The 23,982-nt window shown below is 59.8% G+C and carries 21 protein-coding genes; 11 read left to right on the plus strand and 10 right to left on the minus strand.

The genetic code is table 11. The features are described 5' to 3' along the window. From GOB86_RS11645 to murA, 9 genes are all read left to right on the plus strand, one after another. On the plus strand, window positions 1-181 hold a 181-nt coding region (locus GOB86_RS11645), incomplete at its 5' end, for a hypothetical protein (protein WP_165926057.1). A 2-nt stretch (window positions 182-183) separates the two neighbouring features. Continuing rightward, window positions 184-837, plus strand: a complete 654-nt coding sequence (locus GOB86_RS11650; protein ID WP_165992496.1) for an ABC transporter substrate-binding protein — start codon at window positions 184-186, stop codon at window positions 835-837. A 74-nt stretch (window positions 838-911) separates the two neighbouring features. Further along, window positions 912-2,087, plus strand: a complete 1,176-nt coding sequence (hpnI, locus tag GOB86_RS11655) for a bacteriohopanetetrol glucosamine biosynthesis glycosyltransferase HpnI (RefSeq protein WP_165992497.1) — start codon at window positions 912-914, stop codon at window positions 2,085-2,087. 146 nt (window positions 2,088-2,233) lie between these two features. Then, on the plus strand, window positions 2,234-3,661 hold the full coding sequence (gene hpnJ / locus GOB86_RS11660; protein WP_194301187.1) for a hopanoid biosynthesis associated radical SAM protein HpnJ: 1,428 nt from the start codon (window positions 2,234-2,236) through the stop codon (window positions 3,659-3,661). A gap of 123 nt (window positions 3,662-3,784) precedes the next feature. After that, window positions 3,785-4,639, plus strand: coding sequence for a hopanoid biosynthesis-associated protein HpnK (gene hpnK / locus GOB86_RS11665; RefSeq protein WP_165992498.1), 855 nt, complete (start codon window positions 3,785-3,787; stop codon window positions 4,637-4,639). A gap of 385 nt (window positions 4,640-5,024) precedes the next feature. After that, the gene (locus GOB86_RS11670) at window positions 5,025-6,788 is read left to right on the plus strand and encodes a carbohydrate porin (protein ID WP_165992499.1); all 1,764 of its coding nucleotides are present in this window, start codon (window positions 5,025-5,027) and stop codon (window positions 6,786-6,788) included. A gap of 157 nt (window positions 6,789-6,945) precedes the next feature. Beyond that, on the plus strand, window positions 6,946-7,167 hold the full coding sequence (locus GOB86_RS11675) for a hypothetical protein (RefSeq protein WP_165992500.1): 222 nt from the start codon (window positions 6,946-6,948) through the stop codon (window positions 7,165-7,167). Then, window positions 7,158-7,712: a dCTP deaminase gene (dcd, locus tag GOB86_RS11680; protein ID WP_165992501.1), complete on the plus strand. Its 555-nt coding sequence runs from the start codon at window positions 7,158-7,160 to the stop codon at window positions 7,710-7,712. The genes GOB86_RS11675 and dcd overlap by 10 nt, the downstream gene beginning before the upstream one ends. A 6-nt stretch (window positions 7,713-7,718) precedes the next feature. Further along, window positions 7,719-8,981 carry a UDP-N-acetylglucosamine 1-carboxyvinyltransferase gene (gene murA / locus GOB86_RS11685; RefSeq protein ID WP_165992502.1) on the plus strand — a complete coding sequence of 421 codons (1,263 nt, stop codon included), beginning with the start codon at window positions 7,719-7,721 and terminating at the stop codon, window positions 8,979-8,981. Window positions 8,982-9,092: 111 nt separating this feature from the next. On the opposite strand, the gene GOB86_RS11690 is transcribed toward murA, so the two are convergent. From GOB86_RS11690 to budA, 9 genes are all read right to left on the minus strand, one after another. Then, window positions 9,093-9,686, minus strand: coding sequence for a LutC/YkgG family protein (locus GOB86_RS11690; RefSeq protein WP_165992503.1), 594 nt, complete (start codon window positions 9,684-9,686; stop codon window positions 9,093-9,095). Next, window positions 9,683-11,089 carry a lactate utilization protein B gene (locus tag GOB86_RS11695; RefSeq protein ID WP_165992504.1) on the minus strand — a complete coding sequence of 469 codons (1,407 nt, stop codon included), beginning with the start codon at window positions 11,087-11,089 and terminating at the stop codon, window positions 9,683-9,685. The genes GOB86_RS11690 and GOB86_RS11695 overlap by 4 nt, the downstream gene beginning before the upstream one ends. Continuing rightward, window positions 11,086-11,829 (minus strand): (Fe-S)-binding protein, encoded by a 744-nt coding sequence (locus GOB86_RS11700; RefSeq protein ID WP_165992505.1) that lies wholly within the window; start codon window positions 11,827-11,829, stop codon window positions 11,086-11,088. The genes GOB86_RS11695 and GOB86_RS11700 overlap by 4 nt, the downstream gene beginning before the upstream one ends. 28 nt (window positions 11,830-11,857) lie before the next feature. Further along, window positions 11,858-13,555, minus strand: coding sequence for a thiamine pyrophosphate-binding protein (locus GOB86_RS11705; RefSeq protein ID WP_165992506.1), 1,698 nt, complete (start codon window positions 13,553-13,555; stop codon window positions 11,858-11,860). 105 nt (window positions 13,556-13,660) lie between these two features. After that, window positions 13,661-14,995 (minus strand): glycolate oxidase subunit GlcF, encoded by a 1,335-nt coding sequence (glcF, locus tag GOB86_RS11710; protein WP_165992507.1) that lies wholly within the window; start codon window positions 14,993-14,995, stop codon window positions 13,661-13,663. A gap of 11 nt (window positions 14,996-15,006) precedes the next feature. Beyond that, window positions 15,007-16,215 carry an FAD-binding protein gene (locus GOB86_RS11715; protein ID WP_165992508.1) on the minus strand — a complete coding sequence of 403 codons (1,209 nt, stop codon included), beginning with the start codon at window positions 16,213-16,215 and terminating at the stop codon, window positions 15,007-15,009. 21 nt (window positions 16,216-16,236) lie between these two features. Further along, the gene (locus GOB86_RS11720; RefSeq protein WP_165992509.1) at window positions 16,237-17,730 is read right to left on the minus strand and encodes an FAD-linked oxidase C-terminal domain-containing protein; all 1,494 of its coding nucleotides are present in this window, start codon (window positions 17,728-17,730) and stop codon (window positions 16,237-16,239) included. A 179-nt stretch (window positions 17,731-17,909) separates the two neighbouring features. Beyond that, complete coding sequence (gene alsS / locus GOB86_RS11725) at window positions 17,910-19,598, minus strand: acetolactate synthase AlsS (RefSeq protein WP_165992510.1); 1,689 nt, start codon at window positions 19,596-19,598, stop codon at window positions 17,910-17,912. A gap of 99 nt (window positions 19,599-19,697) precedes the next feature. After that, window positions 19,698-20,480, minus strand: a complete 783-nt coding sequence (gene budA / locus GOB86_RS11730; protein ID WP_165992511.1) for an acetolactate decarboxylase — start codon at window positions 20,478-20,480, stop codon at window positions 19,698-19,700. 118 nt (window positions 20,481-20,598) lie between these two features. Between budA and GOB86_RS11735 the strand changes: the two genes are divergently transcribed. Beyond that, a complete protein-coding gene (locus GOB86_RS11735) occupies window positions 20,599-21,531 on the plus strand; it encodes a LysR family transcriptional regulator (protein WP_165992512.1) in 933 nt (310 codons plus the stop codon). A gap of 30 nt (window positions 21,532-21,561) precedes the next feature. Here GOB86_RS11735 and GOB86_RS11740 read toward each other — a convergent pair whose 3' ends face one another. Then, complete coding sequence (locus GOB86_RS11740) at window positions 21,562-22,023, minus strand: Lrp/AsnC family transcriptional regulator (protein ID WP_165992513.1); 462 nt, start codon at window positions 22,021-22,023, stop codon at window positions 21,562-21,564. Window positions 22,024-22,402: 379 nt separating this feature from the next. On the opposite strand from GOB86_RS11740, the gene GOB86_RS11745 reads away from it, so the two are divergent. Continuing rightward, on the plus strand, window positions 22,403-23,875 hold the full coding sequence (locus GOB86_RS11745) for an amino acid permease (protein ID WP_165992531.1): 1,473 nt from the start codon (window positions 22,403-22,405) through the stop codon (window positions 23,873-23,875). Window positions 23,876-23,982: the final 107 nt, after the last annotated feature.

Below are 23,982 nucleotides of genomic sequence, written 5' to 3' on the forward strand. Positions count from 1 at the left end.
CATGACCCTGCCCGACCGCTTTATCGACCACAACACGCAGGACGCGCAGTATGACGAGGCAGGGCTCTCCGCCCCACACATCGTCGCAACCGCTCTTAACGCCTTGGGTGTGAGCGCTACGGGCATCGGAGACATGCTCGAAGCAACCTTGTCAAACCGTGCAACCGGGACAAAATCGTAAGCATGAAACGTATTTCTTTCCGCGCAGGGCTCGTGCTTGGCATGAGCATGGCGCTCCTTCCCGTAGTTGGGGCTGGCGTGTCCGCCCCGGCTGCGTTTGCTCAGTCCGCTCCGTCCAACGCGGTTATCGCACCCGTCCAGACGCTGTATAAGGCGCTGGACCAGATCGTGCAGTCCCATGGCAGCTTTGCCGAACGCAGCCAGATTGTGGCCGCAGCCGTTGACCAGTCCTATAATCTGGAAGCGGTGCTCAAGGCCTCCATCGGCCTGCGCTACAACAATCTGAATGCTGACGAAAAGCAGAAACTGCTTGCCGCATTCAAGGACTATACGGTCTCGCGCTATGTGAGCAACTTCAAGCCCGGCGCGGATGTCAAGTTCACCATCCTGCCCACCGTGACCGACACCCCCGTTGGCGGCAACAAGCTTGTGGTAACCGACCTTGGTGCCAGTGATGGTTCAACCCCGACCGAGATCAGCTACATCATGAACAATGCTGGCGGGTCATGGAAGATTGTGGACGTGCTGCTCAGCGATGCCCGCATCAGCCAGGCTGCCGCACAGCGTTCGGACTTCAGCTCCACACTCACCTCGGGTGGTGTTTCGGGCCTTATCAGTGTTCTTGAGCGCAAGGCTCAGGCCTCCGCCAAAGACTAAGGGAACAGGATCAGGCGCGTGCGGCAACGCAAACAGACACAACCCCCCATTACGGGGCGCATAATGGTCGGGGCATGGTAGCGGTCTTTCCTCTTCTGGCTGCTGCCAGCGCGCTTCTTTCTGTTACTGGCTGCCTCCAGTCCTCCGTGGGGGCTGGGCTGCTTGCACGCTTCCGCCGCAACGAGCGGCAGCCTGTTGTGCTGGGCAGTGCCCCCCCGGTAACCGTGCTCAAGCCCCTGTACGGCTCCGAACCCCTGCTGGAAGAAGCTCTGGAAAGCTTTTGCACGCAGGACTACCCCCAGATGCAGATCCTGTTTGGTGTGCGCGATGCGGATGACCCGGCCATTGCCATTGTCCGCCGCCTGCAAGAACGCCACCCCGAACTGGATATGGACCTTGTGGTGGACCCCGCCCTGCATGGGCTGAACCGCAAGATCAGTAACCTGATGAATATTCTGCCCAAGGCGCGGCACGATATTCTGGTTATTTCCGATTCCGATATTCATGTGCGGCCAGACTACCTGCAACACATTGTATCGGCCCTGCACCGGCCCAATACCGGGCTGGTCACCACCCTGTACGCGGGCCTGCCTGCCAGTGGCACCGTTGTGCAGATGCTGGCAGCCTGCCAGATCAACCATAACTTTCTGCCCGGTGTCATGCTCTCCCGCTATCTGGGGCGGCAGGACTGTCTGGGGGCCACCATGGCCCTGCGCCGCCAAACGCTGGATGAGGTAGGCGGGCTGGAAGCCCTTCTACCCCATGTTGCGGATGACGCCCTGCTGGGCAGGCTTGTGCGGCAGGCAGGCATGGACATTGCCATTGCCGAGTGCATGACATGGACCACCATTGCCGAATCCAGCTTTGGCGAGTTGCTCCGCCATGAACTGCGCTGGGGCCGTACGGTATGCACACTGGCTCCGGCGGGCTATGCGGCCTCCTCCATCCAGCTCCCCCTGTTCTGGGCCACACTGGTTGTGCTTTTTCAGCCACACGCGGCATGGAGTTTGCCATTCTTCTGGGGCATATGGGCCATGCGTGGCCTGACTTCCCTGCTGATTGACCGCGCCGTGGGCTCGCGCCCGCTGTGGCCGCTTTTGCTGCTACCGCTGCGTGACTGGCTGTCTGCCGCCATTATGGTGGGTAGTGCAAGCGGTACAGAGGTCCACTGGCGGGGGCAGACCATGCACATTGCCCCCCACCCAACAACAACACCTGCGCCCGTGCGTAGTCTCTCCCCCGGACCATAATGAACGCATGCAAAGACTTGCCTTCTTCATGTGCGCCAGAGTAATTGCCTAAATCAAATGCAGACACGGAAGTCCTTGAACCAGCATTTATGCCGGAGCTTACCGTTGGACCCCACCGTTCTACGCCCTTGTCAGGATAGAAACCGATGACGATGAGAACCCTTTTTCTCCAGCCGCCAACTTTTGATGGTTTTGATGGCGGCGCAGGCTCGCGCTATCAGGCCCGCCGTGAAATCAAATCTTTCTGGTATCCGACATGGCTGGCCCAACCTGCCGCTCTGGTTCCGGGCAGCCGCCTGATTGACGCGCCCCCTGCCAACATGGGCATGGAGCCCATTCTGGAAGACGTGAAGAACCGCGACCTGGTTATCCTGCACACCTCCACCCCGTCCTTTGCCAAGGACGTGCAGGTGGCCCAGATGCTCAAGGACGTTAACCCCAACCTGAAGATTGGCATGGTTGGCGCCAAGGTGGCCGTTCAGCCAGAGGAAAGCCTGCTCAAGGGTGCGCCCATCGACTTTGTTGCCCGCAATGAATTTGATTACACGATCAAGGACATTGCCGATGGCATGGACTTCAAGGACGTGGACGGCATTACGTGGCGCAATGCGGATGGTGAGATCATTACCAACCGTGACCGCGCCATGATCGAGGACATGGACGCCCTGCCCTTCGTGACCGAAGTGTACAAGCGCGACCTGAAGATTGAAGATTACTTCATCGGCTACCTCATGCACCCGTACCTTTCCATCTACACAGGTCGTGGCTGCAAATCGCGCTGCACGTTCTGCCTGTGGCCGCAGACCGTGGGTGGCCACCGCTACCGCACCCGCAGTCCGCAGCATGTGGCGGCCGAAATCCGTCTGGCCATGCAGTACTTCCCGCAGGTCAAGGAATTCTTCTTTGACGATGACACCTTTACCGATGACCTGCCCCGTGCCGAAGCCATTGCCCGCGAACTGGGCAAGCTGGGTGTTACGTGGTCGTGCAACGCCAAGGCCAACGTGCCCTATGACACGCTGAAGGTCCTGCGTGACAACGGTCTGCGCCTGCTGCTGGTGGGTTACGAAAGTGGCAACCAGCAGATCCTGCACAACATCAAAAAAGGCATGCGCGTTGAAGTGGCGCGTGAGTTCACCAAGAACTGCCACGAACTGGGGATTAAAATCCACGGCACCTTCATTCTGGGTCTGCCGGGCGAAACGAAGGAAACCATTCAGGAGACCATTCGCTTCGCAAAGGAAATCAACCCGCACACGTTGCAGGTTTCCCTTGCTGCTCCTTACCCCGGCACGGCCCTGTACAAGGAAGCCACGGAAAACGGCTGGCTGGACGAAAGCAACGCCGAACTGCTCGACGATAACGGCGTGCAGATCGCACCGCTGCACTACCCGCACCTGTCGCACACCGAAATCTTCAACGGCGTGGAAGAATTCTACAAGAAGTTCTACTTCCGTGCGCCCAAAATTGCTTCCATCCTTGGTGAAATGGTGCGTTCGCCCCAGATGATGAAGCGCCGCCTGCGCGAAGGTGTGGAGTTCTTCCAGTTCCTTAAAGGCCGCAAGGCTGCCTGATCTGGCATAACTGACGGCACTGGGTGGGGGATGGCGCATAAGTCCCCCACCCAGAACAGCCATGACAGCCCACACCCGCCGGTGTTAGACACAGGCATACGGTTACAAAGGGCTGCCAGAACCATGAAACGCGCCATTATTTCCGCCGATGATTTCGGCATGTCGGTTGAAGTGAACGAGGCCATTGAACAGGCCCACGTCAACGGTGTGCTCTCAACCGCCAGTCTTATGGTCTCTGGCCCTGCCGCACAGGATGCGGTGGAACGGGCCAAACGCCTGCCCTCCCTGAATGTTGGCCTGCATCTGGTGGTCATTGAAGGACCATCGGTTCTGCCCCATGCCCGTCTGCCGCTGATTACGCGCGGTAATGGCTGGTTCTCCTCCTCCCAGCTTGGGCTTGGAGTGGACTATTTTTTTCGCCCCGAAGGACGGCGGGAACTGGAGGCGGAAATTACGGCCCAGTTCGAGGCCTTCAGCCGCACAGGGCTACCACTGGACCACGCCAACGCCCACAAGCACATGCACCTGCACCCTACCGTGGGCAAGCTGATGATCGGCATTGGCAAGGGCTATGGGCTTAATGCCGTGCGTGTGCCACTCGAACCCCCCCAACCCCTCTATGCCGCAGGCACCTACACCGACACGCTGGGCGATGCCGCCCTGCGCCGCTGGACCGCCCTGCTGCGCCATCAGGCCCATGCGGCGGGCATGGCCACAAACGACTGGTGCTTTGGGCTGGCATGGAGCGGGCACATGACTACCGAACGCATGGCGGCTCTGGCGGCCCACCTGCCTGATGGCGTGTCCGAAATCTATTTCCACCCTGCCACGCACAAAAACGCCATGCTCGAAGAACTGATGCCCACTTATGAGCACGAGGCGGAATTCCACGCACTTTGCTCGGCGGGCTTTCGCAAGGGGCTGGAGCATGCAGGCGCGCAGCTCTGTGGCTGGCAGGACATCGCGCGTGGAGCATAGCTGCCACGCGCATGTTGCAAATTTATCGTTATAACAAAAATTTGCATCTGATTTTTCGTAAAATGCCTAATTTTAATTGTTTTGGGTAATAATATTTCAAAACCACCCTTGACCGAGCATTTCCCTTCATGCTCCAGATGACGAACCGACAACAACAAAAACAAAAACGGTCTGTCTCATGGTCGCACATCCTGCCCGGCACAATATCCGCCTCCGCTCTTATGCCGCCCTGCCATGGGCACTTGGGCGCACACCCTATGCTCTGTCTGTTTTTGAGGTCGCTCTGGCAGTCTGAACAACAGGCTCAGGGGCAAGCTCCTTTTAAAAGAACATTGCACGCATAAGACAACTCCCTCCAGCAAGAGCGAGAGGAAGCGGAATAACAATGCCAAAAATACACCGCCCCCAGCGCCACGGCACGCCCGAACGGGCATCCTGCGCCCTCCACCCCCGTACAACAGCCGCTGCGGCCATTGCGCTGGCCTCCGTGTGGCATGCGCCCTTTGGCGCGGGCATGGCGCAGGCCCAGACCACCCACGCCTCGGCCCTTACCGCCCAGCCGAGTGTGGCCCCCATTTCGGATGCGATCATCAACCCCGGCAGCAAGGTCCATGCCCTGCCTACGCAGTCCCTGCGCCCGCTGGATGCGGAGGCCATTGGCCCGGACCTGAACGCGATCCGCCGCCCGCCCAACACGCCCATTCCGCCCAGCGGGGTGCCCATTCTGCCATCCCCCGGTCTGGCGCCGCTGAGTGTTATGCCGATCATGCCGTCGGAAACACCGCACTCCCTGCACCAGATCGAACTGGACTCCCTGAGCAATAGCGAAGGCCCCTCCGCCCTGCTGCCCGCAAGCTGGGACGCCCAGCGCGACTTTGACCTGCCAGACCCGTACTACGTGCCCACCGCAGGCACTGGGCACCTTATTCCGCAGCTCATGCCCTTCCGCGACCGGCTGCGTGACAAAGGGTTTTCGTTCTCGTTCTCCTACAAGGGCGAGGCCATGGGGCTGGCGGCTGGCGGGCTGCCCAACCAGAAGGGCATCAGCTACGTGCATGAGCTGACCTTGCAGACCACGTTTGATCTGGGGCGCATGAACCCCGCACTCAACGGCTGGTCGGTGCATGGGCTGGTCATGGAACGCGCAGGCCGTGCGGCGCAGAACGTGCGCGCGGGCGAGTACTACGTGGCCTTGCAGGAGGTGTACACACTCTCGGGCAACGTGGCGGCCCATCTGGTGGACATGTACGCCGAGAAAAAGATGCTCAACAACAAGCTGGACATCATTTTTGGCCGTATGTCGCTCACCCATGTGTTTGCCACGTCTCCGCTGCTGTGCTCCTTCATGGTCACATGCTCCGCACCTGTGGCGATCAAGCAGCTACCGGGCATGAGCGTGTACCCAAAGGCCACATGGGGGGCGCGTGCGCGCTTCCGCCCCACGCGGGACACGGCCATACAGGTTGGCGCGTACTCCGTGAGCACCCTGACGCAAAACCCCTCCGGCTGGTCATGGGGGTCGGAAGATGCAACGGGCCTGTCCCTGCCGATCGAGTTCACATGGGCACCGTTCCTGACCCGCAACCGCCTGCCCGGCCACTATGTTATCGGGTATGAGCACGATACCACCCGCTATGCGGACAAGATCGGATCGGTCCTGCCCAAACACATTGCGGACACCCTGCCCGGCATGCGCTCGGCCCCATCCGACTCCATGTGGCTGGAGGCGGACCAGATGGTCTATCGCCTTGGCGGGCGTAACCAGATGGCCGGTGGCTACCTGATGGCGGGCTACGTGCATGCCACGCCCCATGTGGTCAACATATCGGATCAGGCTTATGGCGGGTTCTCCTTTGTGGGGCTGATCCCCACCCGCCTGACCGACCGGTTTGGTGTGCTGTATTCATGGTACAAAGTCAGCCGCAGACGGCGTGAGAGCGAAATTCTGGCCGTCGATAACGGGTACTCACTGGGGTCAACCATCCGCGGGATCCAGAACGATTCCGAGCTGATCGAAGCCTATTACGGGATTGACGCAACACATGGCGTGCTGGTCCAGCCCGAGTTCCAGTACCTGATCCACCCGGGGGAAACACACAAAATCCCCAACGCGGCTCTGATCGGCCTTAAGGTCGTGGCCAACCTGTAAGCCTGCGCCCTGCCGGTCCCGCACAGGACCGGCAGGGGCATAAAACAGCCCGAATGCCGCCCTGCCACTGTGGCAGGCTCTAGGCATGGCGCAGCACCTCTGCTAGTCAGCAAGACGAACGTTCAACCTGCACGCGACTGGCCTTGCTGCATCTGGCATGACTGATACGCCCGACAACACCCAATCCCCCGGACAGACCCTTTCCGCCAGAGCGGAAGCGGCCCGCGCCGAACGGCTTGCCCGGCAGGCGGCGGCCCTACGCGCAAACCTGCGCCGCCGCAAGGATCAGGCCCGGACCAGACAGGACAATACGGCGGAGGATCAGCCCTGCGCCACCACACAGCCCCCCGGTAATGGAGAGAGCAAGACATGCCCGTGATGCCCGATACATGGATCCGCCAGATGGCGAACGATCACGGCATGATCGAACCGTTTGTGGAAAACCAGAAGCGCGAAGGCGTAATTTCCTACGGTCTTTCCTCCTACGGGTATGACGCCCGCGTGGCGGACGATTTCCGTATTTTTACGGATGTGAACAACGCCATTGTGGACCCCAAGAACTTCAGCCCCGAAGGCTTTGTGTCCCGCCGTGCGGATGAATGCATTATTCCACCCAACAGCTTTGTGCTGGCCCACACCATTGAATACTTCCGTATCCCGCGTGACGTGCTGGTGGTCTGCCTTGGCAAGTCCACCTATGCGCGGTGCGGCATTATTGTAAACGTGACCCCGCTTGAACCCGAATGGGAAGGGCAGGTCACCATAGAGATCAGCAACACAACGCCGCTGCCCGCGCGCATTTACGCCAACGAGGGCATCTGCCAGTTCCTGTTCTTCAAGGGCGATTCCCCGTGTGAGGTCAGCTACGCCGACCGCGCGGGCAAATACATGGGCCAGCGTGGCGTTGCCACGCCCCGGATGTAAAGCGCCATGGACCATTTTGTTATTCGCGGTGGACGCCCCCTGCATGGGGAAATTACCATTGGTGGGGCCAAGAACGCGGGCCTCAAGCTGCTGGTCGCTGGGCTGCTGACCTCCGAGCGGCTTGTGCTGTCCAACGTGCCCCATATTGCCGATATTGCCACCATGCGCGCCCTGCTGGAACAGCACGGGCTGGATGTGCACGATGTGGCGGGCGATGGCTCCACCCTGTCTGTCGGGGGGGAAATTACCAATACCGAAGCCCCGTATGACATTGTCTCCAAAATGCGGGCGTCCATTCTCGTGCTTGGCCCCCTGCTGGCCCGCTGCCGGGAGGCACGCGTGTCCCTCCCCGGTGGGTGCGCCATTGGCACCCGCCCGGTAGACCTGCACCTGAAGGGGCTGGAAACACTGGGGGCGGAAATTACGCTCGAAAACGGCTACATTAACGCCCGCGCCCCAAAGGGCCTTGTGGGCGACCGCATTATCCTCCCCTTTGCCTCCGTCGGCGCGACCGAAAACCTGATGATGGCGGCAACGCTGGCCCAAGGCAAAACCGAGATCATTAACGCCGCCCGTGAGCCGGAAATGGTGGATCTGGCCAACTGCCTGAACGCCATGGGCGCCCGCATTACAGGTGCGGGCAGTTCCGCCATTCTGATTGATGGCGTGGAAGCTCTGCATGGGGCCGAACACCGCATTATGCCCGACCGGATTGAATGCGGCACCTACGCCTGTGCCGCCGCCATTACCGGGGGTGACCTGCGGCTGGTTGGCGGGCAGATGGACCACCTTGGTGCTGTTGTGCGCGCGCTGGAAGAATGCGGGACCGAGGTTACGCAGGATGGCAACACCATGCGTGTGCGCCGCACAGGAGCGCTGCGCGGGATCGACATTATGACCGAGCCATATCCCGGCTTCCCGACCGATATGCAGGCCCAGTTCATGGCCCTGCTCTCGGTCGCCGAGGGGGCGTCCATGATTACCGAAACCATTTTTGAAAACCGGTTCATGCATGTGCCCGAGCTGAACCGCATGGGTGCGCGCATTAACGTGCACGGGTCTTCCGCCATTATCCGAGGTGTGCACAGCCTGTCGGGCGCACCGGTTATGGCGACCGACCTGCGGGCCTCGTTCTCGCTCATTCTGGCAGGACTTGCCGCCCATGGTGAGACCATTCTGAGCCGCGTATACCACCTTGACCGGGGGTACGAGGCTGTGGAACGCAAGCTGGCCAAATGTGGCGCGCTGATCGAACGCGTGCAGGACTAAAAGCGGATCAGCAGCCCCTTCTTTTTTCTGGCGGCTCTCACCACAAAAAAAGCCGGAGCAGCGCAAACTGCTCCGGCTTTTTTATAACCACTGCTTATGGAAGTGGGAGGATCAGTCTTCCCACCAGACAGACAATGTGCGTACACCCTGCGCGCCACGGATCAGCACACCCTGAATATCCGCTGTGGCGGACGGCCCGCTCATGAGCACACCGTAATTGGCGGTGTGGAACTCCGGGCGGTCCATATAGGCGGTATGCATGTTGGCGGTCAGGTTTTTGGCCGACAGAATGACCACAATATGCTGGGTCAGATGGGCAGCCGAGTTCAGGTCCTTCAACTGGGCTTCACTCAGGTAAATAGACCCCATTTCCGCAATACCGAAGGGGGAGCGCACTACCAGCACATCCACCGATGCCGCCTGCTGGGGTGTGCCCAGTTCCTCAATACGGATTGTGCCGTCAAAATCGGGCACGGCGGAGCAGATGATTTTGGAATCAGGAAAGCGGCGGGCAATGGCCGTGGCCAGTGTGTCCCCTTCCTGTCGTTCCAGCACCTGCCCACCCAGAATCTGGAGACTGTTTTCAAACCGGGCCTGCCCGTTATCCATATCCCCCAGCCGTGCAACGGGGGGGAGCGGGTGGGCTTTGGGGTCTGGCCGGTTGTCCCGCAGGCGGGTCAGAATGGCATCGCGCGAGGTGCTCATGCGCTTTCCCCTTCCTTCTTTTTGGTTTTCAGGCGGTTCTGCTTGTACCAGCTATGGAAGGTCTGCTTGACCGGGTGTGGCAGTTCGCGGTGCTTGCCCCACGGGTTAAGCCAGTTATACAGCACAAAGCGCGGCATGGTGCTCAACGCGACCTCGGTGCTGTTAATGGCGGCACGGTACAGGGTGGGCTGGCCCATAAGCTTGCCCGCCATATGCATGACCTCACGCTTTACAAACGGTAGTTCGTGGTGTTCGGCCAGAACCCTGCGCCACTTGTAAAGCTGCTCATGGATGTTGATCTTGACCGGGCACACATTGGTGCAACTACCGTTCATGGTCGAGGCAAAGGGCAATGTGCTGTATTTGCGCTCGTTAAAGGTGGGGTCAATAATCGCGCCAATGGGGCCGGAATACACAGCACCATAGGACAGACCACCCGAGCGGCGATACACCGGGCAGGTGTTCATGCACGCGCCACAGCGGATACATTTGAGCGAGGTCCAGAAGTCCTCCATGCCCAACCGGTGCGAGCGCCCGTTATCGACCAGCACCACATGCATCTCGCTCCCCTTCTGCGGGCCACGGAAATGCGTTGTGTACTGCGTAATGGGCGAGCCAAGGGCCGAGCGGGAGAGCATGCGGATAAACACCCCCATGTCCGCCATACGCGGCACCAACCGTTCGATTCCGATTGTGGCAATGTGCAGCCCCGGCACGGTGGCACTCAGGTCGGCATTGCCCTCGTTGGTACAAACCACAAAGGAGCCGGTTTCGGCCACCACAAAGTTGCCACCCGTCATGCCTGCATCGGCGGACAGAATGACCGGGCGGGCCGCCAGGCGCTGCTGCCATGCAAGGGACTGCGCACTGCTGTCGTTGGGGTCCGTGTGGTAGTGCTCGGCAAAGATCTTGGCCACGTCGGGGATCAGCTTGTGCACGGCTGGCACCACAATGTGGCTTGGCATCTGGTTGTCCAGTTGCTGAATGCGCTCGCCAAGGTCGGTTTCCGTCACCACAACACCGCGTGGTTCCAGATACTCGCGCATGCAGCATTCTTCGGTCACCATGGACTTGCTCTTGATGAGCGATTTGGCCCCGTGTTTTTCCAGAATTTCGCCGACTATGCGGTTATGTTCGGCCCCATCGGCCGCCCAGTGCACATGGATGCCGTTCTTTTTGGCATTGGCCTCAAACTGCTCCAGATATTCGGGCAGATTGGCCAGCGTGTGCTCCTTGATGGCGGAAGCCCGCGCGCGCAGTTCCTGCCATTCGGGCAGAATATGCATCTGCTCGTCGCGCTTTTGCCGCAGGTCCCACAGCCGCTCGTCATGGAAATCCATGTGGGCGGTATCTTCAATAAATTCTTCGGCCGCCTTGGCGTGGTTGACAGGTTTGACTTTCATTCCCGCGCTCCATTCAGAATTTCAGCAATATGAATGAAGCGGATAGGCACACCGGCCCGTTCCGCGCACCCCTGCTGATGCATCATGCATGACGTATCGGCCGAAACAATGTACTCAGCCCCCGCCTGATGGTGGTCACGCACCTTGTCCGTGCCCATTTTGGCCGAAACAGCCTCCTCCGTAACCGAGAAGGTGCCACCAAAACCACAGCATTCATCCGGTCTTTTGGGGGTGGCAAAGGAAATGCCCTTAACCTTGTTCAACAGGTCCATGGGTTTGGAGAAAAACGGCTCGCCCAGTTCGGACATGCTGGCCGTGCGCAGCGCACGCAGGGTGCCGCAACTGTTGTGCAGCCCCACCTTGTGCGGGAACTCGGCCCAGGGGAAGTCTTCCACCTTGAGCACATCATGCAAAAACTCGACCAGTTCAAACGTGTTTTCACGCACGTGGCGCACTTCATCCGTCTGCTCGATGGCGTCAAAATTGTCGCGCACATGGTGCGTGCAACTGCCAGATGGCATGACAATAACGTCGTATTTGGCAAAGTTTTTAACAAACAGTGCCTCTGCCGCCGCTGCATCCTTGTTGCAGCCCGAATTGGCCATGGGCTGGCCGCAGCAGGTCTGGTTCATTGGATATTCCACATCCTGCCCCAGCTTTTCCAGCAGTTCCAGTGTGGCAATCCCCGCGTTTGGATAAAACGCGTCTATATAACAGGGAATAAACAACCCGATTTTCATACGCACCCCCGGTAAAGAACGAGCCTCCTCAGCTCGCTGCAATCACAATTTCCACCAATGATGGGCCATCAGTTGCCAAGGCCGCCTCCAGTGCGGGGGCAATATCGGCTGCCCGCGTCAGTCTGGTGGAAGGCACACCCATGGAACGGGCGAGCGCCTGATAGTCTATGCTCGGGTTAACAATATCCATGGCCGGATATGTGTCCTCCCGCGCGGAAATATAATCTTTTTGCTGCCGCATGAAGTTCTTGAGCACATTGTACTCCTGATTATTCATGACCACAAAAGTAACGGGCAGCTTTTCGTGTGCCGCGGTCCACAATGCCTGTGGCGAATACAGGGCCGCCCCATCCCCCACGAGCGAGACCACGCGCGCACGCCCAAGGCCGAGGGATGCCCCAACGGCTGCGGGCATGCCCCACCCAAGCGCTCCCCCCCGCAGGAAGGAATACTGGGCAGACCATGCACTCTCCAAAAACAGGCGCACGTCGGAGGATGTGGCTATGGCCTCATCCACAATGGCAATATCCGGCCCAATGGCGCGCACCACCTCCCATGCGGCCACACTTGGGTGGATGACCGCATCGGTACGGTGGGTCAGCACATCCGCCCGGGCCTGCGCCTTGTGGCGCTGGCGCTGTGCTGCCACACGCTCGCCCGCCGCGCGGTACGCCTGCGCATTGGCCTGCGTAACCGCGCGCAACTCAGGCAACAAAGCCTGTAACGACGCCCGGACATCCCCCACAACAGAAAGCGGGGTCCAGAACGTGCGCCCAAGATCACGCACATCAGACGACATCTGATACACCGCACAGCTTGGCGGCAGGGCCGGGCCTTCGGTGTACAAAATGGTAATGAGCGACTTGCCACCCAGTGCAAAAATAGCGTCATACGCACCCAGTGTTTGCGCAATGCCAGTGGCCTGCGTGGGCAGGTTGCCACACCACAAAGGGTGAGCGGTGGCAAAGGGAATGCGCGACGGCCAGGACGAACCATAAACAGGCGCGCCAAGGCACTCGGCCACGGCGGCAACCTCGGCCGCCGCATCGGAGCCGTAAACCTCATCCCCCGCAATAATGGCCAGCCGCCCCGGCGCAATACCCGCCAGAGCGCGCGCAAGGTCTGGCAGGCCACCAGCTACAGCCTGCCGGTTGATCTGCGATGGCGCACCAATGTCCACCGCACTCAACTCCTCCATGACATCCATGGGGAGCGAGAGGAACACAGGCCCGCTGGGTGCGGCCGTGGAATCGTGGAAGGCGCGGCGCAGCAGCACGGGCAACTGGTCCGCATGGGCCACTTCCTGCGCCCATTTGACCGCGGGGCGGGCAATCTGCACCAGATCACCAAACAGCAGCGGGTCGGAAATGGTGTGGCGCGAATCCTGCTGCCCTGCGGTCACGACCAGCGGGGTCTGGGAGACACTGGCATTGAGCAGATTGCCCAGCCCATGCCCCAGCCCGCCCGCCGTGTGCAGGTTAAGGAACCCCGGCCTGCGCGCAGCCTGCGCGTAGCCATCGGCCATGGCCACAACGCTGGCCTCCTGCAAACCCAGCACGTAATGCACATCTGGCACTTCCAGCAGGGCGTCTATCAGCGGGAGTTCAGTGGTGCCGGGGTTGCCAAAAATGTAATCGACCCCCTCGCTGCGCAGCACCTCCAGCAGTACGGCGGCCCCACGGCGCAACCGGCCCCCGGCTGTATCCACCCCTGTTATGCCTGACATGCCTTGTGCTCCCCTGCGCTGTTGCGCGCCTTGCCTGTTGCTGACCGTGCCACCCCACCACCCAAGCGGGCCACGCGCACAGCGTGCGGCCCGACCACGGGTGGCTTATTCTGCTGCCAGCTTCTGCCCTTTAATGGCCGCGGGTTCTGGCCCACCTGTGGCCCAGTCCAGCAGTTCCACCGTATGCACGAACGGCAACCCCGCCTCGCCCGCAAGCTGGGTCATGCAGCCAATATTGCCACTGGCGGCAATCTGGGCATGCACGGAGCGGATGTTCTTGAGCTTGCGCGCCTTCAGCTCATTGGCAATATCGGGCTGGAGCAGGTTGTACGTGCCTGCCGAGCCGCAACATAGGTAGCCTTCTGGCACGTCCAGCACGGTAAACCCTGCCTCGCGCAGCAGGTCCTTGGGCTGGTTCACAATCCGCTGGCCATGCTGCATGGAACACGCGGAATGGTACACCACGCGCAACCCCGTGGGGGTTGTGGGCTTTTGCAACCCGATCTCCACCAGGAACTCGGTAATATCGCGCGCCATGGCGGACACACGGGCAGCCTTGTCCGCCCATGCCGGGTCCAGACGGAGCGCGTGGCCATATGCCTTGATGGACGTGCCACACCCTGATGTGTTGATGACAATGGCGTCCAGCCCATTGGGGCCATCGGCCTCACGCAGCCATGCGTCAATATTGGCTTTGACCAGTGGCAGGGCCTGCGCCTCGTCCCCCATATGTTCGGCGGGGGCACCACAGCAGCCCGAGCCTGCGGCCACCACAACCTCTACCCCATGGCGGCGGAGCAGGCGGATTGTGGCCTCGTTAATGGCGGTATCCAGCACGGTCTGCACGCAGCCATTGAGCAGGGCCACACGCTTGCGCGGTTTGACCGCCTTGCCCCCCTCGGGTTCTGGCAAAAAGGTTTGTGGCCGGTCCACCGGGCTTGGGGCTGGCAGGGGAGTGGTTGGCACCATGTCCAGCATGGCGCGCATGGTGCCCGAGAACAGCCCCCGGAAAGGCCGCCCCATACGTCCGCCAAAAATGGCAAGGCGGAACAGGCGGGCATTGGGAATAAGCCGGACCAGCAATTCGCGCACGGCACGCTGGAAGAGCGGACGTTTGTAATGCTCCTCCACATATTCGCGCCCATGGGCGATCAGTTTGGAATATTCCACACCGGATGGGCAAATGGCCTCGCACGCAAGGCAGGTCAGGCAGCGGTCCAGATGTTCGACCGTTTTGGCATCGGGCACGCCGCCTTTTTCGTACATGTCCTTCATCAGGAAAATACGGCCACGCGGGCTGTCATTTTCCTCATGCTTTACAGCGTATGTGGGGCAGCGGGAGAGGCACACGCCGCAATGCACGCAGTTGCCAATAATGTCTTTGGCCAACTGCACGTTCGGGTCCGCATCCAGCGCGGCCTGAGGAATATGGCTGAGCATTGGGGCGTCTCCTATGCCTGAACGGTCATGCGGCCGGGGTTGAGTATTCCCGCCGGGTCAAAGGCTGTGCGGGTGCGCGCGGCCAAGGCCGCCACACCGGCACTTACGGGGGGGAACGCGCCAAACTGCGCGCGCACCGCATCTGGCGCACGCAGAATGGTGGCCCGTGCCCCTGCCTTTTCCGCCATTTTGCGGTACCGCAGGGTATCCACCTCGGGCTGTACGCCGCGCATGGTGGAGAACACCACACCGCCTGCCCAGTCCACAAAAAAGCGGTTGATGCAGCCTGCCTTGCGGGCCTGCTCCACAAAGGTGGGCATGGTGGTGGCGGGCAGGTTAACGCGCCAGACCAGTTCGTCCGGTTTGGCGTTCAGGCAGTCCAGTTCGCGCACACCGGCCCACAGGGCGTGGCTTTGCGCCTGCTCCAGCACAACCATGCCTCCGCGCGCACCCAGCAGGCCGTTCAGCACCTGCTGGTTACCCGCAACACCGGGCACTGTACCTTCCACCCGGACCAGCACCTCGCACACACCGGCGGCGTTGACCCGGCGCACCAGCCCGCCAATACCCAAGGGGAGTGCGCGCATTCTGGCAAACAGGGCCACGTCCTCCTCCAGGGTGGCGGCGGGCAGCACCAGTGTGACCTCCGCGCGGGGGGCAGGCAGCACCTTGATGGTGAGCATTGTCAGAGCCGCAAGCGTGCCATTGGCCCCGGTCACCAGCTTGCTTATGTCGTAGCCGGTCACGTTCTTCATGGTGCGACCACCGGCCTTGAACACATCGCCCTGACCATTCACGCCCTCAACACCCAGAACAAAGTCACGCACGGCCCCTGTTAAAATCCGGCGGGGGCCAGACAGGGCGGTGGACACAGCCCCACCCAGCGTACTGCGCGCGCCATTGGTGCCATACAGCCCGGCATAGCGTGGGGGTTCAAACGGCAGGTACTGCCCTTTTTCCGCCAGAACCTGCTCCAGATTATCCAGCGTGGCTCCAACACCTGCGCGGATGACCAGATCATCGGGGTCGTAAAAATCAATCTGGTCCAGCCCGCCCAGCTCCAGCACGCGGGTGGCCGCAACCGGGTTGCCCAGCCCCACCCGCGTGCCGTTACCACGTACAACCAGCGGTTCGCCCTTACTGGCCGCGTCCATAAGAATATCCGCAACGTCCTGCGTGGTGGCAGGACGCATGGATGCAATGGTTTGTGTGTCTGTCATGCTTGCAATGCCCTACCAGAATCAGAAACGCGGAATATCCGCAAAACGCAGGTTGCCGTTGTGCACATGCATCCGCCCGAATTCCGCGCAGCGGCACAGGGTGGGGAACATCTTGCCCGGATTAAGCAGGTCCTTGGGATCAAACGCGCATTTGACCATCTGCTGCTGCTGCAAATCAATTTCGGTAAACTGGTGGGTCATCAGGTCGCGTTTTTCAACGCCAATGCCGTGTTCGCCACTAAGCACCCCGCCCGCATCCACGCAGGCGATCAGCACATCGGCCCCAAATTCCTCGGCTTTTTCCAGATCACCCGGCTTGGCCGCATCGTACATGATGATGGGGTGGAGATTACCATCCCCCGCATGGAAGCAGTTGGCGTAGTCCAGCCCGTATTTTTTGGACATGTCCGCCATTTTGTTCAGCACCTCGGGCAGCTTGTTGCGCGGGATGGTGCCATCCGTGCAGTAATAGTCCGGGCAGAGCTTGCCAATGGCGGAAAAAGCCAGCTTGCGGCTGCTCCAGATCCGCTGGCGCTCTTCCTCCGTGGTGCTGACCTTAAGCTCGATAGCCCCCTGCGCGCGCGCCACATCGCTGACCACACCCACAAGCGCGTCCACCTCGACCGCCGTGCCGTCAAGCTCGCACAGCAGGAGGGCTGCCGTGCGGTCATCAAATTTTTCCTTGATCAGGACAGAGACCGCATCCAGCACCTTGCGGTCCATGAACTCCAGCCCGGCGGGGATAACGCCCACGCCAATAATGGCCCCCACGCACGCGCAGGCCTCCTCCACCGAAGGGAAGCTCATGGAGATCACACGCGCGACCTCGGGCACGGGCTCCAGCCGCACGGCAATTTCCGTCACCACGGCCAGAAGTCCCTCGGAACCGGTGAGCACACCCATAAGGTCCAGCTCACCTTCGGCCGCACCAAGGTAGGCGCCACCCAGTTCGACCATCTCGCCGGTCATCAGCACGGCCTGCATGCCCAGAATGTGGTTGGCGGTCACACCGTATTTAAGGCAGTGCACGCCCCCTGCGTTCTCAGCCACATTGCCACCAATGGTGGAGATCAACTGGCTGGACGGGTCGGGCATGTAGCACAGGCCAAGGTGGCTGACGGCCTCGGTAATTTTAATGTTGGGCACACCGGGCTGCACACGCGCCACACGGTTGTGCTCATCCACCGCCAGAACATTGCACAGGCGCGAGGTCACCAGCAGCACGCCATCCTCTAGTGGCAATGCACCACCGGAGAGCGATGTGCCGGACCCGCGCGGCACAATTTTTACGCCTTTTTCGTTACAGAAACGCAGAACAGCCTGCACCTCATCCGCGCAGCCGGGCAGCACCACCAGCAAAGGCATGGCCATGTAGGCGGTAATACCATCGCACTGGTACGGCCTACGCTGTGCATCGTCGGAAATAACCCAGTCTTTCCCCACGATCTGGCGCAGACCCTGAGCCAGTGCATCACGCTGGCTTATAATGGCCTGACTTGGTTCGGGCATCTGCATTCTTGTTCTCTTTCATACTGCGTTGCCGCGTCATGGAAGAAAAAAGGCAGTCTGCCTGCCTCCTTTGCTCCTTCCGCCAGTGGCGCCGTGTTGCGGTGTTATAACAACATTATCGCGCTAATGAAACGGATGGAGCGGATGACAGCAATAGAACCTGTTCTGCGTCAAGCGCAGCCCTATCAGGCAGCCGCCGTGGTTTCACCCAACTGCGCCAGAGGCTGCATGAGCAGATGGTTGTGCGAGTAGTCCACAGGCACGGCAATAACCACCGGGCCTTCCACATCCATTGCCGTGCGCAGGGCCTGGCGCACCCCGTCCTCCGTTGTGGCAGTTATGCCTTTTGCCCCGCAGGCTTCTGCATATTTTGCAAAATCTATGGGACCAAAATGCACGCCGGAGCCACGACCGTACTTTTTTTGCTCCTGAATTTCGACCATGTTGTAGGCCTGATCAATCCAGACCATATGGATCAGGTTGCACTTGAGGCGTACAGCCGTTTCCAGTTCCATGCTCGACATCATGAACCCGCCATCGCCAGAAATGGAAACAACTTTTTGCGATGGGTTTACAAGGCTTGCCGCAATCCCCCATGGCAGGCCAACCCCCATGGTCTGCTGCCCGTTACTGATCAGCACCTGCCGCGCACGGAAGGACAGCAGGTAACGTGCGAGCCAGATGTGGAAGGTGCCCATATCCAAGCACAACGTCATGTCCGGGGTTACAAACTGTTCAAGCTCACGCACGATCTGGAGCGGATGCACCGCCGTGTTGCTGCTGCTGCGCGCATTGAGCAGCGCGGAACTGCGGGCTTTTTTATACCCTTCCAGCACCGCCTCCAGCTCTGGCGAGCGGGCAAGGCCACCGGCTTTGTGGCCAAGCCCTGCAAGGCTCAGCCCGATATCGCCAATCAGTTCAATGGTGGGGACAAACGCGTTGTCCAGTTCGGCGGCTACAATATCAATATTGATAATCTGGCGTGCGTCATTCACGTTCCACAGCCACGGGTCGTATTCCACCGGGTTGTAGCCCACGGCCACCACCACATCGGCCTCGTGCAGCAACTGATCACCATGCTGGTTACGGAACAGGCCAATACGCCCACCAAAGCGGTCCACCAGTTCTTCAGACACAGCCCCTGCCGCCTGATACGTGCCCACAACGGGCACGCCGGTCTGTTTGACAAAGGCGCGCACGGCTTCCGCCACATCCGGGCGGCTGGCCAGCATGCCCAAAAGCATGACCGGGCGTTTGGCGTTTTTGAGCAATGTTGCCGCCTCGGCCACCACATCGGCCGGAGCGCCCCCCATGCGTGGGGCCAAGCGGTCAGCCAGAACCGGCGCGTTGGCAGGCATAGACAGCACATCCATGGGGGTGCTGACAAATGCCGCACCCGGCCGCCCACTTTCCGCAACGCGGAAGGCGTTGGCCATCACTTCGGAAATGGCAGTGGGGGTGGTCAATTCCACGCTGTATTTGGTTACGGGGCGGAACAGGCTGACCGTATCCATGGTCTGGTGGGTCAGCTTGAGCCGATCTGCCAGCTTGACCGCGCCACCAATGGCCAGAACGGGGTCCCCTTCCGAATTGGCGGTGGCCAGTCCGGTAATAAAGTTGGAGGCACCGGGGCCGGATGTTGCAATGCACACCCCGGCCTTGCCGGTAATGCGGCCCAACCCGCCGGCAATAAAGGCGGCGTTCTGTTCGTGGCGGGTCACAACCGTCTCGATCGAGGAATCGACCAGCGCGTCAAACAGACGGTCCACCTTGGCGCCGGGAATACCAAACACATGGGTAATGCCATGCGCTTCCAGATTTTTGACAATAAGCTCCGCACCGCATTGTGCAGTGGTGTCCGCCATTTTGGTCATTGTAGTCAAAACCCTTAGGTCAGGCGGGGTTGCGGGGGAAAAGACGCGCAACAACCCCGTGCAGTTCAAACAGAAACTTCAGGTAAGGCCAGTAAAGCGTCAGCCGCCTTCGGCAATACGGATGGCTTCACTCAGGCTTTCGGGGTTCAGGTTGGCCTGCGCGAACTGCTTTGTGCGCGGCAACTGCACCTGAAGGTCGGCAATAGTGGCCACTTCCAGCATGCCTTTAACAATTTTATATTCGGTCACATGCCCGCCGCGCTTATGGTCCTCGGACAAAAAGTGTAGGTGGTAGCCAGCAACATTCACACCCTGCATATAAACCGGGGTGCGGAAGCCGATCATGGTCCCACTGACCGATTCCATGGTGAAGGTTGGCTGTTTTTTAACCACCTCAAGCATATGTGGGTAAGGCTGGCACTGGCAGAACACCGTGCGTGTATCCACCCGTTCAAACAGGCCGGTAAAGCGCACCGCGCCAAACAGGTTGGGGTTGCCCAGCAGGTGGTCGACCAGTTCCTCAAAACTTTCCTTGTCCTTGGGGGTATCGACGGTCACGTTCTTTTCGGGTTCAAAATACGTGACACAGGCAAAGGGAGTTTTCAGGGATCCGGGCACTTCCGCTGCCAGCCCTTCCGCACGGAACTGGCGTACAACACCGTCCGTTACAATCATCTCGCCATCAAGGGAGTTAAAGGTGCCAAGGCCAAAGTTGCCGTGCTGGAGCAGTTCGTCCAGTGTGGTTTCCCCATCGTACACCGCGTCGAGCAGGGCAGCCATGGTGGAGGTCTGGTAAAGGCGGTTGACCGGGGGCTTACCCACAACCCCGTTCCCCAAGGCTGCGGACCGTAGGTCTATATCCGCTACCGGCTGCTTTACCATGTTCAACACTCCTTCAAACGCTTACTGGCCCAAATCATCTGACGCAGATGTTATAACGGCTTGAAGCAGTCTTCCAATATATCTTGGCGGTGTTATCCATATCGGATATGTATGGCTTATGGACATCAGACACCTGCGTTATTTTGTGACCGTGGCCGAGCATGGCTCCATTACCCGCGCAGCCGAAGCGCTGGGCATGGAGCAGCCCCCACTGAGCCAGCAGATCCGCCAGCTTGAAAAAAACCTTGGCGTGGTGCTGTTCGAACGCTTAACGCGCGGCGTAAAGCTGACCGATATTGGCGCTGTTCTGCTCCCGCGCGCCAAAACCATTTTAGAGTTGCAAGCCCAGTTCCTCTCCACCGCCCAAGGTCTGGCACGCGGCGAGATGGGGCATATCCGCCTTGGGCTTGCGGGGGCTGTCTCGCTTTTGCCGGTCATCCCGTTCACGATCCGCCGGTTCCGGGAAATGGCCCCTGATGTCACGATTTTTCTGGAAGAGAGTAATACGCCCTCCCTGTGCACCGCCTTGCATGAACCCAGCGTGGACATTGCCATTGTGCGCCCGCCCGTGCCCGACCCCGTGCGGCTTTCGGTCTTCCACCTGCTGGACGAACCCACGGTCATTGCCCTGCCCCGCGGGCACGAACTGGCGGACACACCCGTGATCAGTCTGGACATGGTGGCAAAAGACCCGCTGATCATCTTCCCGCGTGAACTGGGGCCGGGTTTTCATGACGCCATTCTGTCGGCTTATCAGGTGGCGGGGGTAACACCAGTCATGGGGCAGCAGGCCCCCCAGATTGCGGGCACCATTCCGCTGGTGGCGGCAGGGCTTGGGGTTTCGGTCGTGCCGCGCTCACTCAGCCAGATCCATGCAGGGGGCGTTACCTTCCACACCATTAGCGAACCAGCCCCCCGCGCCACACTGGCCGTGGCCATACGCGCGGGGCAGAACATGCCACTGGTCGCCCGCTTTGCCGGTGTCCTGCGCACCGCCTGCCGCAAATGGACAAACCGCCAGCCAGAACAGGACTTTTTTGATCTGGAGTAACACCCACCGGACACCCGGCGCGGGAATGGCCTAAAAGGCGTATTCCCTTGCATCCGCCACGGCCCTGAGCACAAAAAACGTGCGGGTCTGGCGCACATGGGGCAGAACACTCAGCACATCGGCATGGAAGCGGTCAAAACCTTCCATATCGCTGACACGGATTTTTAAAAAATAATCAAAATCCCCGGCTACAAGGTAGCAGTCCAGCACGGCGGGCTGTGCGGCCATTGCGGCCTCGAACGTGGGAAAGCTGTCTGTGGCGCGCTCCAGCACAACCCCGACCAGCACAACCATGCCCAACCCCACCCTGCTGGCATTGACCTTGGCCTGCACGGCGGAAATATAGCCCTCATCAAACAAGCGCTGCACCCGGCGGTGGCAGGTAGCGGGGCTGACCTGCACCTTGTCCGCCAGATCCGTATTGTGGATGCGTCCGTTATTTTGCAACAGACGCAAAATCTGCCGGTCCGTTTTGTCCAGACAGTTTTCCATGAAATCCAGCTCTCCAATTACCCAAATATATGAAATTTTGTTATTTGTTTTTCATTAAAAAAGAAATATTCCATCGCCATAGCTCTTATTTTTGAATTAAAGACTATCTGCATCGCACCTCACTTTTTCATAATCACATCTGGGTGCACAAGAGCAAAAATGGGCAGGCATGCACTGTGCATCTTACGGAAAAGCAATAAAACTGTTTGCTGCATCAGGCGGATTTTGTTTAATTTTATATAAGTTACAAAAGGACTTACGCACCACCCGGTTTATTGCACATAAGCAACAGCAGCAGCCAGATGCAGCACGGTCACTCACCGTAACCACCCGCCAAGCCCCGTTCCCGCCGCCAGCACGGAGACAGACCACTTTGAGCATGAATGCACCCCCACCATCCGATGCCCCGCCGGGCCAGACGGCGGAAGGTTACCGGCAGGGTCTGGGCAAACGACAGATCCAGATGATTTCCATTGGGGGGGCCATTGGCACCGGCCTTTTTTTGGGCGCAGGTAGCCGGTTGCAGGCGGTGGGGCCATCGCTTGCCATTGTTTATCTGGTCTGTGGGGTTTTCTCCTTCCTCATGCTCCGCGCATTGGGGGAACTGGTTATGTACCGCCCCACCAGCGGCAGCTTTGTGTCCTACGCGCAGGAATTTTTGGGGAGCAGGGCATCCTACGTTGCGGGCGCGCTCTCCTTCTTCAGTTGGGCCATGACCGGCATTGTCGATATTACCGCCGTGGCCCTTTACATGCACTTCTGGGGTGTTTTTGCCTCTGTTCCGCAATGGCTCATGGCGCTTATGGCGCTGGTCGTCATTACCTGCATGAACCTGATTGGCGTTAAATGGTTTGGGGAGATGGAGTTCTGGTTCTCCATCGTCAAGGTTGTGGCCCTGCTGGCTTTTCTGGTCGTGGGTACGGCCATTCTGGGCCTGCGCGTGCCGGTGGACGGGCACGCCACGGGTTTACAGTTAATTACCGAACATGGCGGACTGTTCCCGCACGGTATGCTGCCAGCCCTTGTACTTATTCAGGGCGTTGTATTTGCCTATTACGGGATAGAGATGATCGGCACTGCCGCGGGCGAGTGCAAAAACGTGCGCGAGGTCCTGCCCTCGGCCATTAATAACGTGATCTGGCGGATCATGATTTTTTATGTCGGCACAGTCACGCTGCTGGTCCTGCTGCTGCCATGGTCGGCTTATCAGGCCGGGGTCAGCCCATTTGTGACCTTCTTTTCCCGCCTTGGAGTGCCGGGGGTTGATTCGCTCATGAACATGGTGGTGCTGACCGCCGCCCTGTCCAGCCTGAACTCGGGCCTGTACTCCACTGGCCGGGTCCTGCGCGCACTGGCCATGAACGGCACCGCCCCACGCTACCTTGCCCACATGAACAGGCAGGCCGTGCCTGCTGCGGCCATTTTAACAACGGTCGCCATCTATCTGGTAGGGGTGGGGCTGAATTACCTCCTGCCCTCCCAGATTTTTGAAATTGTTCTGAACATGGCCTCCATCGGCATTGTCAGCACATGGTGTTTTATTCTGCTCTGCCAGATCAAGCTGCGGCAGGCCATTCGCGCGGGGCGCATTGCCCCCACGGGCTTTGCCATGCCGGGTGCCCCGGTTACCGCATGGCTCACCATTGCCTTTTTTGTCAGCATTCTGGGGCTGATGCTGTTTGACTACCCTACGGGCACCTACTCCATTATGGCCATTCCGGTGCTGGCCGCCCTGCTATTTGCAGGCTGGAAGGCCGCAAGCCACACGCCACTCAGCACGGTGCCCCAGACCATACCCTCGGCCGAGTTAACTGATGATGCCGATTTTACCCCACCGCGCAACGCGGACTAGGGCTTGTGGGGATTCACCGTGAATGGATGATGGCTGCGGCGAGATAGATCATGGCGCTGAAGCTTTTGTCTGTTTTGTCGGCCCGCATTGCGATGCGTTTGAATTCC

The sequence above is a fragment of the Acetobacter lambici genome (assembly GCF_011516885.1).
GTDB classification, from domain to species: Bacteria; Pseudomonadota; Alphaproteobacteria; order Acetobacterales; family Acetobacteraceae; genus Acetobacter; species Acetobacter lambici.